At 65.0% G+C, this 13,948-nt stretch carries 9 protein-coding genes; all 9 read right to left on the bottom strand.

Annotation, left to right across the window (positions count from 1 at the left end; all coding sequences use genetic code 11):
* Positions 1-4 precede the first annotated feature (4 nt).
* The 9 genes from K288_RS0110415 to K288_RS0110375 all read right to left on the bottom strand — a co-directional run bounded on the left by K288_RS0110415 (position 5) and on the right by K288_RS0110375 (position 13,926).
* Positions 5-1,603, bottom strand: coding sequence for a GMC family oxidoreductase (locus K288_RS0110415; protein ID WP_027579493.1), 1,599 nt, complete (start codon positions 1,601-1,603; stop codon positions 5-7).
* A gap of 166 nt (positions 1,604-1,769) precedes the next feature.
* Entirely contained in the window at positions 1,770-2,087 is a 318-nt protein-coding gene (locus K288_RS45180) for a hypothetical protein (protein ID WP_152535471.1), read from the bottom strand.
* A 191-nt stretch (positions 2,088-2,278) separates the two neighbouring features.
* Positions 2,279-5,587 carry a carboxyl transferase domain-containing protein gene (locus K288_RS0110405; RefSeq protein WP_027579492.1) on the bottom strand — a complete coding sequence of 1,103 codons (3,309 nt, stop codon included), beginning with the start codon at positions 5,585-5,587 and terminating at the stop codon, positions 2,279-2,281.
* A gap of 212 nt (positions 5,588-5,799) precedes the next feature.
* Positions 5,800-6,684, bottom strand: a complete 885-nt coding sequence (locus K288_RS0110400) for an ABC transporter permease (protein WP_027579491.1) — start codon at positions 6,682-6,684, stop codon at positions 5,800-5,802.
* Positions 6,681-7,637 carry an ABC transporter permease gene (locus K288_RS0110395; RefSeq protein ID WP_027579490.1) on the bottom strand — a complete coding sequence of 319 codons (957 nt, stop codon included), beginning with the start codon at positions 7,635-7,637 and terminating at the stop codon, positions 6,681-6,683. The genes K288_RS0110400 and K288_RS0110395 overlap by 4 nt, the downstream gene beginning before the upstream one ends.
* Before the next feature lie 210 nt (positions 7,638-7,847).
* The gene (locus K288_RS0110390; RefSeq protein ID WP_027579489.1) at positions 7,848-9,395 is read right to left on the bottom strand and encodes an ABC transporter substrate-binding protein; all 1,548 of its coding nucleotides are present in this window, start codon (positions 9,393-9,395) and stop codon (positions 7,848-7,850) included.
* Positions 9,396-9,419: 24 nt separating this feature from the next.
* Positions 9,420-10,421 (bottom strand): ABC transporter ATP-binding protein, encoded by a 1,002-nt coding sequence (locus K288_RS0110385; protein WP_152535469.1) that lies wholly within the window; start codon positions 10,419-10,421, stop codon positions 9,420-9,422.
* Positions 10,421-11,500, bottom strand: coding sequence for an ABC transporter ATP-binding protein (locus tag K288_RS45175; protein ID WP_043159587.1), 1,080 nt, complete (start codon positions 11,498-11,500; stop codon positions 10,421-10,423). The genes K288_RS0110385 and K288_RS45175 overlap by 1 nt, the downstream gene beginning before the upstream one ends.
* Positions 11,500-13,926 (bottom strand): CoA transferase, encoded by a 2,427-nt coding sequence (locus tag K288_RS0110375; RefSeq protein ID WP_027579487.1) that lies wholly within the window; start codon positions 13,924-13,926, stop codon positions 11,500-11,502. Before K288_RS0110375 ends, K288_RS45175 begins: the two co-directional genes overlap by 1 nt.
* Positions 13,927-13,948 lie beyond the last annotated feature (22 nt).

Here is a 13,948-nt window from a genome sequence, read left to right as displayed (position 1 = left end):
TTCCTCAATCAAACAAATTGGCAAGACGCTGTTTCATCTGGTCGGCGATGTAGAGCGCAATCGCCTGGATGGTCGAGGTCGGGTTGACGCCGCCTGAGGTGACGAAGACGCTGCCATCGACGATGAACAGGTTCTTCACATCATGCGACCGGCCCCACTCGTTGACCACGGAGCGCGCAGGGTCCGTGCCCATCCGTGCGGTGCCGAGCAGGTGCCAGCCGCCCCAGGGGATCGGATTGTTGATGCAGATATCGGTCGCGCCGGCGGCTTCGAGAATCTCGCGGCCACGCGCCAGCGCATGATCCATCATCGTCCGACTGTTCTCGCTGATCGTGTAGTCGATCTTCGGGGCGGGAATGCCGTGGCTATCCTTCAATACGGGATCGAGCGTGACGCGGTTGTGCTCCTCGGGGAGATCCTCGCAGATCGCAGAGACCGCGAGGCGGTGGCCGTTGAGCCTGCGGAAGACGCGATGATGATCCGCGCCCCACGGCAGAACGCCCTTCTGCTCGCTCGCGACGGCCTCGAACACCGGCCCTGCGCCGCGGCCGAACTGGATGCCGTAGCCGCGCACGAAGCCGCGCGAGAGGTCGGTGTCGTAGAACTCCTTGCTCCACAGGCAGGTCGGCGGCGCGCGGTTGCTGTCGGTCGGCTCCTTCACGAAGCCGTAGATCTGCGCATAGGGATGGAACATCAGGTTCTTGCCGACCAGGCCGGATGAATTGGCGAGGCCGTTCGGAAAGCGGCTGGAGACCGAGTTCAGCAATAGCCGCGGCGTGCCGACGCCGTTGCAGGCGATGATGACGACCTCGGCCGGCTGAAACTGCTCGACGCCGTCCTTGTCATAATAGACGACACCGGAGGCCATGCCATGCTCGTTGGTCAGGATCTCGCGCACGCGACAATGCGTCTTGATCTCGACGCCGGCACGGATCGCATGCGGCCAATAGGTGATGTCGGTCGAGGCTTTCGCGCCTTGCGCGCAGGCCGGCGTGCAATGGCCGAGATTGATGCAGCGCGCCCTGCCCTCGTAGTCCATTGTCGCGACCGTAGTGTCCGAGGGCCACCAGTGCCAGCCGAGCTTGTTCATGGCCTTGCCGATCAGCGGGCCGGAGAGTCCGAGCGGCTGCGGCGGCATCGGCGGGTGGGTCAGTGGCGAAAGCGGATCGCCCGACAGGCCCGACACGCCCATCATCCGGTCGTTCTCCTCGAAGAACGGGGTGAGTGCATCGTAGTCGATCGGCCAGTCATCAGCGACACCGTCGAGCGTCTTCACCTTGAAATCGGACGGATGCAGCCGCGGCCAATGCGCCGTGTACATCACGGTCGAACCGCCGACGGCGTTGAAGTTGACGACCTTGATCGGCGAGTTGTCGTCGTTAACAGGATAGTCCTCGGGACGGCCGCGGACGTTCGGACTGGTCGACCAGTCGCCATAGAACTTGGCCTCCCAGTCCCGCCCGGTGCTCGGATATTCCGCCGGATTCATCCAGCCGCCCTGCTCCAGGCAGAGGATGTGCATTTTCGTCTCGGCCAGCGACCATGCCACCGCAGCGCCGGACGCGCCGGCGCCGATGATCAGGACGTCAACGGGATCGTTCATTGGGGTTTCCCCTGGGATTATTTATCTGTCATTGCGAGCGAAGCGAAGCAATCCACGCCTCAGTCGGCGGAGAGATGGATTGCTTCGCTACGCTCGCAATGACGGCGCGTTGTTGGCTAGACGATAGGGGAAAACCGGATGCGGAGTAAAGCCGCAGCAGCGGAGGTCATGACCTGCGCGGCACGATGATCACCTCGAGCTTGAGGATCTCGTCCGGCGTTGCGCGGCGGGTCATCGCGCCCGGCGCTTCCACCAGCAATTGCAGCCGCAGCCGCCTGTTGACCACGTTCCTCGACTGAACGGGAAAGGTCTCGGAATGGGTGTCGTTCGGATTCGGCATACCATAAGACATGATCGAGCCGATCACATCGCCCCCCTCGGTCTTCACGACAAGGCGAGCGCCGAACGGCAATGGACCGGTTACGACCCTGAGTCGGACCGCCTCATTCGGGCCGGGATCGCGCGACACCAGCAGATCGGTCAACTTCCGCTCTTGTGCAGAGACCAGGCCCGCGCTGGCGAGGCTTACGAGGAGGGCAATGGAAAGGGCATGTCGCATATCGAGGCCTCGGCAGGATGACGGTGGTTCGGATTGTCATCCGCTTTTGGGCGCGATCATGGTCGAGCGGAACATTCGTAGGGTGGGTTAGCGAAGCGTAACCCACCCTACGAATGCTACCACGCATCGACGCATGGGCGCTTGCGGTGGGTGCGCGGCGCGGGTTTCGGCACCGAGCGCAGGCCTGACATGATCCAGTGGCGGGTTTGCGCGGGATCGATCACCTCGTCGATCTCGAGCACCGAGGCGATCGAGACCGCCTTGCCGTTGGCATAGAGCTCGGCGACCTTGGCCTGGTAATACTTCTCACGTTCGGCCGGATCCTCGATCGCTTCCATCTCCTTGCGGAAGCCGAGCCGGACATAGCCTTCCAGGCCCATGCCGCCGAACTCGCCGGTCGGCCATGCCACCGTGAAGAAGGAAGCATGGAAGCCGCCGCCGATCATGGATTGCGCCCCTAAGCCATAGCCCTTGCGCAGGACGATGCCGAACAGCGGCACGGTGAGGCTCGCGCCGGTGACGAACATGCGCGAGACGTGGCGCACGATCGCGGTCTTCTCGGCTTCCGGCCCGACCATGAATCCTGGCGTGTCGCAGAGCGAAATGATCGGGATGTCGAAGGCGTCGCAGAGCTGCATGAAGCGCGCGGCCTTGTCGCCGGCGGGCGCATCGATCGCCCCGCCGAGATGTTTTGGGTTGTTGGCGATCAGGCCGAACGCCCTGCCCTCGATGCGGATGAAGGCGGTGATCATGCCGACGCCGAAATCCCTACGGATTTCGAGCACCGAGCCCTCGTCGGCGAGAAGATTGATCACCTTGCGGATGTCGTAAACGCGCAAGCGGTTCTCGGGGATCGCGCGGCGGAGCAGCCGCTGGTCCGGCGCCTTCCAGTCGCTGACGGCGCCCTGGAAGTAGGAGAGATATTTTTGCGCGACGGCGGTCGCTTCCGCTTCGTCCTCCACAAGGATGTCGATGACGCCGTTGGGCGCCTGGAACGACACCGGGCCGACTTCGGCCGGATGATAGACACCGAGCCCGCCGCCTTCGATCATCGCCGGGCCGCCCATGCCGATCGAGGCATTTTTCGTCGCAATGATGACATCGCAGCAGCCAAGCAACGCGGCGTTGCCGGCAAAGCAATAGCCGGAGACCACGCCGATGACGGGAACAAGGCCGGAGAGCCGCGCGAACTGCACGAAGGATGGGCCGTCGAGCCCGGTCATGCCGAGCCGGTCGGTATCACCCGGGCGCCCGCCGCCGCCCTCGGCGTAGAAGACCAGCGGCAACCGCCACTGCTCGGTCAACGTGAGCATGCGGTCGATCTTCTTGTGGTTCATATGGCCCTGCGTGCCCGCGAGCACGGTGTAGTCATAGGCGATCACCATGCAGCGCGCACCCTCCGCGCCGAATTTGTCGGCGTTCACGGTGGCGACGCCGGTGATCAGGCCGTCGGCCGGCGTATTGTGGATGAGATCGTCGACCTTGCGCCGGCGGCGTTGGGCCGCGATCGCCAGCGAGCCATATTCGACGAAGGAGCCTGCATCGACGAGATCGGCGACGTTCTCGCGCGCAGTGCGCTGGTTGGTCTTGCGGCGGCGTTCGACCGAAGCCGGCCGGTTCTCGTCGAGCGTGATCGCATGGCGCGCGATCACCTCGGCGAGATCAGGACGGATATAGTCGAGATCGATCTCGGCCTCCTCCGCGACATGGTGACCTTCAACCTCGGCGGGCTCGATGAACAGGATCGCCTCGCCAAGCATCAGCGTGACGCCGACGCCGCCCGCGACCTTCGTCACCTTGCCGCCATGCGGCGCGGTGACGAGATGCTCCATCTTCATGGATTCGAGCACCGCGATCTGCTGACCCGGACGGACGAGATCGCCCTCGGCCACATCGATCGCGACGATGGTGCCCTGCAGCGGCGCGGGGATGGCGACGGAGCCTTCCGGAGCCGCCTCGCCTGGCGATGAGTCAATGACTGTCGCACCGCTGTTCACTTCGACCACCACCGGTTCATCGGCCTCCTTCGCCGCGGCGACCAGCGAGCCGGCATGCGCATCGATGAAATTGGTGCTGACCCGGTTGGCGGCAAAATCCGGATGCGCGAGGATCGCACCGAGGAACGGGATATTTGTGGCGACGCCGCCGATGCGGAATTCGCGTAAAGCGCGCACGGCCTTCTGCACCACATCGGCCCAGTTCGCGCCTGGCGAATGCACGATGACTTTCGCGAGCAGGGAATCGAAGGCGGCGCTGGTCTTGTAACCGGTATAGCCAAAGGTATCGACCCGCACGCCCGGGCCCGACGGGAGGTCGAACACTGACAGCGTTCCGCCGGTCGGCCTGGTCTCGCCCTTCTCGTTCATCACCTCCATGTTGACGCGGAGCTGCATCGCGTAGCCGCGCGGCGACGGAACCGTGGCCTGCGCCAGACCAAGCGAGGCCAGCGTCGCGCCCGCAGCGACGGCGAGCTGCGCCTTGACGAGATCGATGCCAAGCATCTCCTCGGTGACGGTGTGCTCGACCTGCAATCGCGGATTGGCTTCGATGAAGGCGAAGGCGCCCTCGCCCTCACGGGCGTCGTCGTCGACCAGGAACTCGAAGGTGCCGAGATTGTCGTAGCGCGCGGCAGCCGCGAGCTTCTTTGCGGCTTCGATGATGCGCGAGCGCAAGCCTTTGCTTAGCGACGGGCTTGGCGCCACCTCGATCAGTTTCTGGTTGCGCCGCTGGATCGTGCATTCGCGCTCCCACAAATGGCTGATCTGGCCGGTGCGGTCGCCGATGATCTGCACCTCGATATGTCGCGCTTTTCGGATCAGCCGCTCGACATAGACGCCGTCATTGCCGAAGGCGGCCTTGGCTTCGGACTGGCAGCGCGCATAGGCCTGTTCCAGCTTGGTAGCGTCGTCAACGATGCGCATGCCGCGCCCACCGCCGCCGGCGATCGCCTTGACCATGACGGCGGCACCTAGGCCGAGCGAGGCGAAGAATGCTTTGGCCTCTCCCAGGCCGGTCGGGCCGCTGGTGCCGGAAATGATCGGCACGCCGTAGGTTTTCGCCAGTGCCTTGGCTTTCGCCTTGTCGCCGAACAGCTCCAGCGCTTCCGGCGACGGGCCGACAAAGGTGACCCTCTCCTCAGCGCAGCGCCGCGCCAGCGCCGCGTTCTCGCTGAGAAAGCCATAGCCGGGATGCAGCGCGTCGCATTTCGCAGCCTTCGCGGCGCCGATCACCGCTTCGATATCGAGGTAGGCGCGCGCGCCGCGGCCCGGAATCTCGTGCGCCTCGTCCGCAGCACGAACATGCCGCGACGTCGCGTCATCGGCCGGATAGATCGCCACAGTGGCAAGCCCGCTTTCGCCCGCGGCACGGGCGATACGGATGGCGATCTCGCCCCGATTGGCGATCAGCAATTTCTCGAAAGGCATGAACGTTTCCGTGACAACTCTGGATCAGGCCGCGAGCTTCCACCTCTCCCCGACGGGGAGAGGTCGGCGCGCAGCGCCAGGTGAGGGGCATCAGGTCCCACGAGAAAGCGTCCCCCCTCACCCGGATCGCATCTTGCGATGCGATCCGACCTCTCCCCGCTGGGGAGAGGTGGGGCACCTTCGGCGCGGCGCCAACGCGATCCAACCATGTTCTAGCGATCCTTCATGGTCGGATCGAGCACGATGCGCAAGGACTCTCCGAGCGCGTTGAAGGCCAGGGAGACGACCAGAATGGCGAGGCCGGGCGCGTACATCTGCTCCGGCGCGATCTCCATATATTGGTAGGCGCGCGCCAGCATCGCGCCCCAGCTCGGGTTAGGCGGCTGGATGCCGAGACCGAGGAAGCTCAGGCTTGCTTCCGCCAGCAGCGCCGCGGCCAGCAATAGCGTCACCTGGACGATGACAGGCTGCAGCGTGTTCGGCAGCACGTGCCGCCACAGGATATGCCAGGCCGGCGCGCCGAAGCATCTGCTCGCATCCACATACAGCTCCTGTCGCACCACCAGCGTCCGCGCCCGGACGATACGGGCGAGCGCCGGAAACATCACGATGCCGACCGCGATCATGCCGTTGGTGAGCCCGATGCCGAGCGCGCCGGTCACCGCAATCGCCAGCACGATTGCCGGGAACGACAGGAAGGTGTCGATGATCCGGCTGATGATGTCGTCGGTCCAGCCGCCGAAGAAGCCGGCCACGAGCCCGACCGGCAGGCCAATCGCAACTGCGACACACACGGCCAGCACGCTGGCATAGACGGTCGCCGGCGCGCCGTAGATCAGGCGGCTGAAGATGTCGCGGCCGAGATCGTCGGTTCCGAGCAGATGCGCAGGGCCCGGCGCCGCCAGCATGTTGTTGACGTCCTGCGCGGTCGGTGAATAGGGCGCGATCCAGGGCGCGCCGATCGCGACGATGACCAGCGCCAGCAGCACGAGGATCGCGAGCGCGGCCCGAAGATCGCCGGCCAGCCAACGGAGAACGCGGCGCAGCCGGGTCGGCTTGGCCGGCAATCGCGGAGAGGCCAGCGCGAGGTCGGTCATTGCTCGATCCTCGGATCAATGGCGGCGCAGAGCAGATCGGTGATCAGGTTGACCAGGATCACCACGATCACCATCGTGAACACGACACCCTGCACGATCGGGAAATCGCGCTGGATCGCGCCGCGCACGATCAGGCTGCCGAGGCCGGGAATGGCGAACACCGCCTCGATCACGACAGTCGCGGCCAGCATCCGGTTCACCAGCAGGCTGATGATGGTGAAGAGGTTGACGCTGACATTCTTGAGCCCGTGCTGCCAGAGGATGCGGCTCATCGACAATCCCTTGGCGTGCAAGGTCCGCACATATTGCGACGACAGCACCTCCAGGAGCGAGCCGCGCAGCTGGCGCGCCACCTCGGCCATGCCGTAGGCCGCGATGGCAATGCCCGGCAACAGCGCGTGCCTGATGGCCTCGATCGGAGACGCGGTGAAGGATTTTGCGCCGGTCGCCGGCAGCCAGTTGAGCCTGAGCGAGATCTCGGCGACCAGGATCATCGCGAGCCAGAAGCCGGGAATCGCGACGCCGAGCGAGGCGATCATGCTGACGGCCTTGTCGACCCAGCCGTTTGGCTTGATCGCCGCGATCACGCCCATGGGAATGCCGGTCAAGAGCGCGAGGATCAGCGCAATCACCACGATCAGAAGCGTGTTCGGAAAGGCCCGCCCGATCGAGGTCGCGACCTGTTCGCCGGTCAGCAGCGATTGCGAGAGATCGCCCTGGACGACATTGCCGAGCCAGACGCCATATTGCACCAGGAACGGACGGTCGAGCCCATAGATGCTGCGGATCTCGGCAATGCGCGCATCCGAGGCGTTGTCGCCCGCGAGCGTCACCGCGATGTCGCCCGGCACGAGCTTCAAGAGCGCGAACACCATGAAGGTCGCGAGCACGATCACGGGCAGCGCCTGCAACAGGCGGCTGCCGACAACCTTGATCGGGCTGCGTCGCACCATGATTCTATGCCGTGATGGGATTCGGTTGAATCGGCTCGCGCGCGCGTTCACCTCTCCCGCTTGCGGGGGAGGTCGGCGCGTAGCACCGGGTGGGGGCTCTCTCCTCATGCTCGGACAGCGTGAATCGCGGAGACACCCCAGCCCTCCCCCGCGAGCGGGAGAGGGAGCAGAGCAGCGATCGCGGATACATTCGACCTGATCTCATCATGCTCAGCTCTCCAGCCAGACGTTGTCGTATTTCGGCTTGCCGAGAAGGTTCGGGCGATAGCCCTGCACCTTCTTGTTCATCGCGACCAGCTCGTACTGGAAGGCGAGCGGCGCGACGAAGGCGTTCTCCATCACCAGTCGCTGCACGGTGGCAAAGGCCTTGCGGCGCTGCTCGATATCTTCCGACGCCCGCGATGCCTTGATCGCGGCCTCAAGTTCCGGCGGCACCGGCGCGCGGCCGGCGTTGTAATAGGCGTCCTTGGTGAACATCAGCGAATAGGTCAGGCTCGGATCCGGCCGGCCGGTCCACGCCGCGAGCAGGCCGGAACCGCGCTTTTCGCTGGCGAAGAAGGCAGCGGAGGCTTCCGCGATCGGCGCGTTGGCAAAGCGGACATTCATGCCGGCTTTCCGGAGCTGCTCGATCAAAATTTCCTGGCGCTGCACCGAGTCCTGGTCGGGATAGCCGACGAGATCGATCGCAAGGCCGTCCTTGAAGCCGGCTTCCGCCAGCAGCTTGCGCGCCTTGTCGGGATCGTAGGAGTAGAGCCCGGCGACCGATTTGTCGTAGGCCCAATGCGCCTTCGGCAGGTTCATGTAGGCGGGCTCGGCGAGGCCGGCGAGCGCCGCCTTCACGAAGGCTTCGCGGTCGATCGCGAAGTTGAAGGCTTGGCGGACCTTCGGATTGTCGAAGGGCGGCTTGGCCCAGTTCAGGAAGATCTGGATGACATAGAGCGTCGGACCGTTGACGACCTTGACGCTACTGACGCGATCGAGGATCGCCTTCTGGCGTGGCGGCAATTGGTAGATCAGATCGTTCTGCCCGGCGGTCACCGAGCGCGCGCCGGTGGTCAGTTCAGGAATGATCGAAAACTCGATGCCGTCGGGAAGAGGACGGTTCGGCTTCCAGTATTTCTCGTTGCGCTTGACGACGATGCGCTCGCCATCCGCCCAGCTAATGAACGCATAGGCGCCCGCTCCGACCGGCTTGCGCGCGACGGTGCCGCCCTCGGCCGCCTTCAGCGCTGATGGCGAGACGATCATGCCGGCGCGGTCGGAGAGGATCAGCGGCAGCGCAGTGTCGGGCGTGCTCAGCTTCAGCGTGACCTGCGTGGGACTGGTGACCTCGACCGAAGCCACCGAAGCAAGATCGGCCTTGATGTTGGATTTCTGGTCGCTCTTGTTGCGTTCAAGATTGAATTTCACGGCTTCCGCGTCGAGTGGCGTACCATCATGGAAGGTGACGCCGGTACGGATGTTGAGCACCAAGGTGTTCGGGTCGGTGAACTTCCAGCTCTCGGCAAGGCCGGGCCTGGGCGCCAGCGTCTCGAAATCCCATTCGATCAGCGTGTCGTACATCGTGAACAGGAAGGCATGGTCGGAGCCGGCGCCGCCGGTGGCCGGATCGAGGCTCGACGGATTGGCCGGCGCCGAGATGCGCAACGTGCCACCCCGCTTCGGCGCGACATCCGCCCACGCGCGGCCACTGAGCGTCACGCCGGCAATCGCGGCCGATGTCAGCGCGATGGCCTCGCGTCGCGTCATCTCTGTCATGTGATCTCCTCCCGGCAATTCTTGTTAGTTGGGTGCAAAATCTCGATGTTCGGCGAAATGGCAGGCAACCCAATGGTCCGGTTGAAGCTCGCGCCAGTCCGGCGTCTTCTCGGCGCAGAGCGGCCGCGCGTAGGGACAGCGGGTGCGGAAGCGGCAGCCCGAGGGCGGATCGATCGGGCTCGGGATCTCGCCCTGCAGCATGATGCGGCTGTCTTCACGCAAGGATGACGGCAATGGCCGCGGCTCGGCCGACAGCAACGCCTGCGTATAAGGATGCAGCGGATGCTCGGACACGCGCTCGGTCGGCCCAAGCTCGACGAAGCGACCGAGATACATCACGGCGATGCGTTCGCTGATATGGGAGACCACGGCGAGGTCGTGGGTGATGAAGACATAGGTGAGGCCGAGTTCGCGCTGCAGGTCGGCGAAGAGGTTGAGCACGTCGCCACGAATGGACATATCCAGCGCGGCCACTACCTCGTCGCAGACGATCAGTTTCGGTTTCAGCGTCAGGGCGCGGGCGATCACCACGCGCTGCTTCTGGCCGCCGGAAAGCTGGTGCGGGTAGCGCTCGCCGACGTCCTGCGGCAGGCCGACACGGTCCAGCGCCTCCCTCGCCTGCCGCTCGCGCTCGGCGCCGGTGCCGGCGCGCGCGAGTTCAAGCGGCTCCAGCACCGACGAGAGGATGGTCATGCGCGGATTGAGCGCAGCATTCGGATCCTGGAAGATGATCTGGTAGTCACGGCGGTGGCTTTGGAATCTCTTCCGCGGCAGTGCCAGCGGATCGATCCCCTCATGCCGGATGGCGCCGGCGCTCGGCTTCAGCAGGAACACCAGCGCGCGGCCGATCGTGGTCTTGCCCGATCCGGATTCGCCGATGATCCCAAAGGTCTCGCCGCGGCGGACGTCGAAATTGACGCCATCAACCGCCTTCACGGTGGCGCGGCGATCGCTGGTTTGAAAGCGCACTTCGAGGTCGCGCACCGAGACGATGGTGTCCTGCGTGATATCGGGGGCAAGCGGCATCATGGCGTCCCGGCCATCGCGGCGATCGGCGCCGATGCGTCGTGCTGCAATGCGCCCGGCAGGTCGAGCTCGCGGAAACGCCAGCAACGCACTTTGCGGCCGCCTCCCGCATCGAGCAGTTCCTGTTCTGCCTCGCAGCCCTGTGTTGCATGGGTGCAGCGCGCGCGAAAGCGGCAGCCGTTCGGCATGTCGACGATCGAAGGCACCCGGCCCGGGATCGACGGCAGCCGGCCGTGGCGCGGGCTCAAGTGCGGCAGCGAACGCAACAGACCCGAGGTGTAGGGATGCAGCGGGCGCACCAGCGCATCGTCGACCGGGGCATCCTCGATCACCTCGCCGGCATACATCGTGATCATCCGCGTGCAGGTCTCGGCGACCACGCCGAGATCGTGGGTGATTAGCATCAAGGCGGTGTTCGAGGTCTCGCTGAGTTCGCGCAACAGCTCGAGGATCTGCGCCTGCACGGTGACATCAAGCGCCGTGGTCGGCTCGTCCGCGATCAGAAGCTGCGGGCCGCAGATCAGGGCGGCTGCGATCATCACGCGCTGGCGCATGCCGCCGGAAAGCTGGTGCGGGTAGTCGTCGATCCGACGCTCAGGAGAGGCGATGCCGACCCGGCGCAGCATATCGAGCGTCTTCGCCCTCGCCTCCTCCTTGCCGACGCCAGTATGAACGCGCATCGTTTCGGCGATCTGGTGGCCGACGGTAAAGACCGGATCGAGCGCGCTCATCGGTTCCTGGAAAATCATCGCGATCCGGCGTCCGCGGATCGCGCGCATCGCCCGCGCGCTGCAGGAGACGAGATCCGTGCCATCGAACAGGATCGAGCCATCGAGGCCGGCGAGATTGACCGGCAGAAGCCGCAGGATCGAAAGGCCGGTGATGGTCTTGCCACAGCCGCTCTCGCCGACGATGCCGACGCGCTCGCCGGGCGCGATATCGAAATCGATCTTGCGCGTCGCCTGCCAGACGCCGAGCGAGGTCTTGAAGCGAATGCCGAGGCCGCGCACCGACATCAGCGGCGGCGCAGCGCCGGGTGCGGCTTCCGATCGGCACTTTCCTGGTGCAGCCGCCGGCATCAACCCGCCGCCTGCTTCTTCTTCACGAGCTCTTCTTCCATCAGCATCTCGGTTCCGATGATGCCGTCGCGCTCAAGCTGCTCGATCTCGGCGTCCGACAGGCCGAGCGTGCCGGAAAGGATCTCGTGGTTGTGCTCGCCGAGCGTCGGCGGTATCCGTCGGATCGGGAACGGGTGCGCGCTTTCGCGAAACGGCATCGACGGCTGCGGATGCTTTCCGATGAAAGCGCGATTGACCTCCTGGATGAAGCCGCGCGCCTGAAGCTGCGGATCGCGCAACAGGTCGATCGGCAGCCGCGCGACGCCGGCGGCAACGCCCGCTGCCTGCAGCAGGTTCATCGCCTCTTCCGCGTCACGTCCGGAAGTCCAGGCCGCGACGGCCGCTTCGATCTCGCTTTCGATCCGTCGCCGGCCGGCGGCGGTCCTCAGCGATTCGTCGCTAACCCAGTCGGCACGTCCGAGCAGATTTGCGAGCTTCGGCCACATCGCGTCGCTGGACGCGGTAATGACGATCCAGTTGTCCTCGCCCGCGCAGCGGAAGCAGCCATGCGGGACGAAGTCCGGATGGCGGTTGCCGAATTTGGTCGGCGGCTTGCCGTCGATCGAATGCGCGATGATCCAGGGCGCGGCGAACGGCATCATGCATTCGATCTGCGCGAGATCGATGAACTGGCCCTTGCCGGTCAACTTCGCATGGATCAACGCAGTGAGCACGGCGGCGCAACCGTTGAGGCCGCCGACAGCGTCGCCAAAGGCGGTGTGGCTCATGACCGGCGGTCCGCCGGCATCGCCGACCACGCTCGGCAGCCCCGAACCTTGCTCCAGGGTCGAGCCATAGGCGCGGCAATCGCGATGGACACTGCCCGTGCCGAAGGCTGACATCGACATCATCACGAGCTTGGGGTTGAGCTTGCTCAACACGTCATAGCCCAGGCCCAGCTTGGGCAGCACTTCCACGGAGTAATTGTCGACAGCAAGATCGGCGTCGGCGAGCAGCCGTTTTGCGAGACTGAGTCCCTGCGGGCGCGTCAGGTCGAGCGTGATGGCGCGCTTGTTGCGGTTCATGATGCAATAGCGCACCGACTTCTCGTACATCTTCTCCAGCACATAGGCCGGCCGCCGGTCGACGCCGCGCCACCAGTCCGGATACTGGATCGCTTCGATCTTGATGACGTCGGCGCCGAGATCGGCGAGCGTGCGGGTACAGATCGGGCCGGCCCAGCCCATCGAGAAGTCGATGACGCGGATGCCCTCGAGCGGCAGGCGCCTCGATCCGCTCCGCTCCGGCAGCGGCACGCGCCGCAGCGTCTCAGCCTGTTGCAGCTCACCGATGGCGGGAACCTTGCCGCCGCGGCGCGGCGGCGTGCCGGTCAATCGCTGCATGGAGCCAGCGGAAAATCCCCTCTCCTCGCCGACAGTGACGGGAACGATCGCGCCGCGCGCCTGCCTCTCCTCATCGGCGATCAGCTCGGCGACTTCAGGCACCGGCACAATCGGGATCTTTCGCTTCAGCCCTTCGGCAAACCATTCCTGTGCGGTGCGCTGCCTCAGGCGCGGCAGGAACTTGGCTTCGATCGCCTCGACATGCTGCAACCGGTCGACACCGAGGAACAGCTTTGGATCGTCGCGCAGCTCGAGCAGTCCCAGCATCTCGCAGAACGAGCGCCATTGCGCTGGTGTCACTGTGGTGACGCCGAGCCAGCCCTGCCTGGTCTCGTAGATGCCGACCGGAAAGGTCGGCCAGAAGCGGTTGACGCCGATCCGCCGCATGACATCCCCGCGGGAGAACGACTCGAACATGATGTATTCGGTCACCGCGATAGTGGATTCGAAGATGCTCAGGCGGCTCGCGCGCCCGCATCCATCCTGCATCCGACCCAGCGCCGACGATGACGCAGCGATAAAGCCCCAGAGCCCGGCCAGAATGCCGGTCTGAAAATCCGGCGCGTGCATCGGCGCCCCTTCGATCGGGCCCACCAACTTGATCAGGCCGGTCAGCGCGCGAACGGTCGAGTCGGTTGCGGCAAAACCGGCGTAAGGACCGACATCGCCGAACCAGTCAGCCTCGAGATGGATCAGGCCGGGATGCTTCTCCTTGATGGCGGCGAGATCCAGGGGCGGACAATCCGCCGCATCGATATCGCGGCCGTCGAGCAGGATGTCACATGACTCGATCAGTTCCGTCAGGCGAGAGGATGCGCTGGTATCCCAGCGATCGAGCACGACGCTCGACTTGTTGAAGTTGAGGAACGCAAACCAGGCGCTCTCTCCCTTCGGCGTCAGCGGCGCAGCGCGGCGAAGTGGATCGCCCGCCGACGGCTCGACCTTCAGCACATTGGCGCCGAAATCGGCGAACAAACGCGCGCAATAGCTGATCGCAGCCGCGCTCCCGATCTCGACAATCCGCAGATGCGACAACGCGTCCATCACGTTTCCTTAAGACCCCGCG

Origin of the sequence: Bradyrhizobium sp. Ai1a-2 (assembly GCF_000426245.1) — a bacterium.
Classification (GTDB): domain Bacteria; phylum Pseudomonadota; class Alphaproteobacteria; order Rhizobiales; family Xanthobacteraceae; genus Bradyrhizobium.
This window is presented reverse-complemented; position numbering and strand designations above follow the sequence as displayed.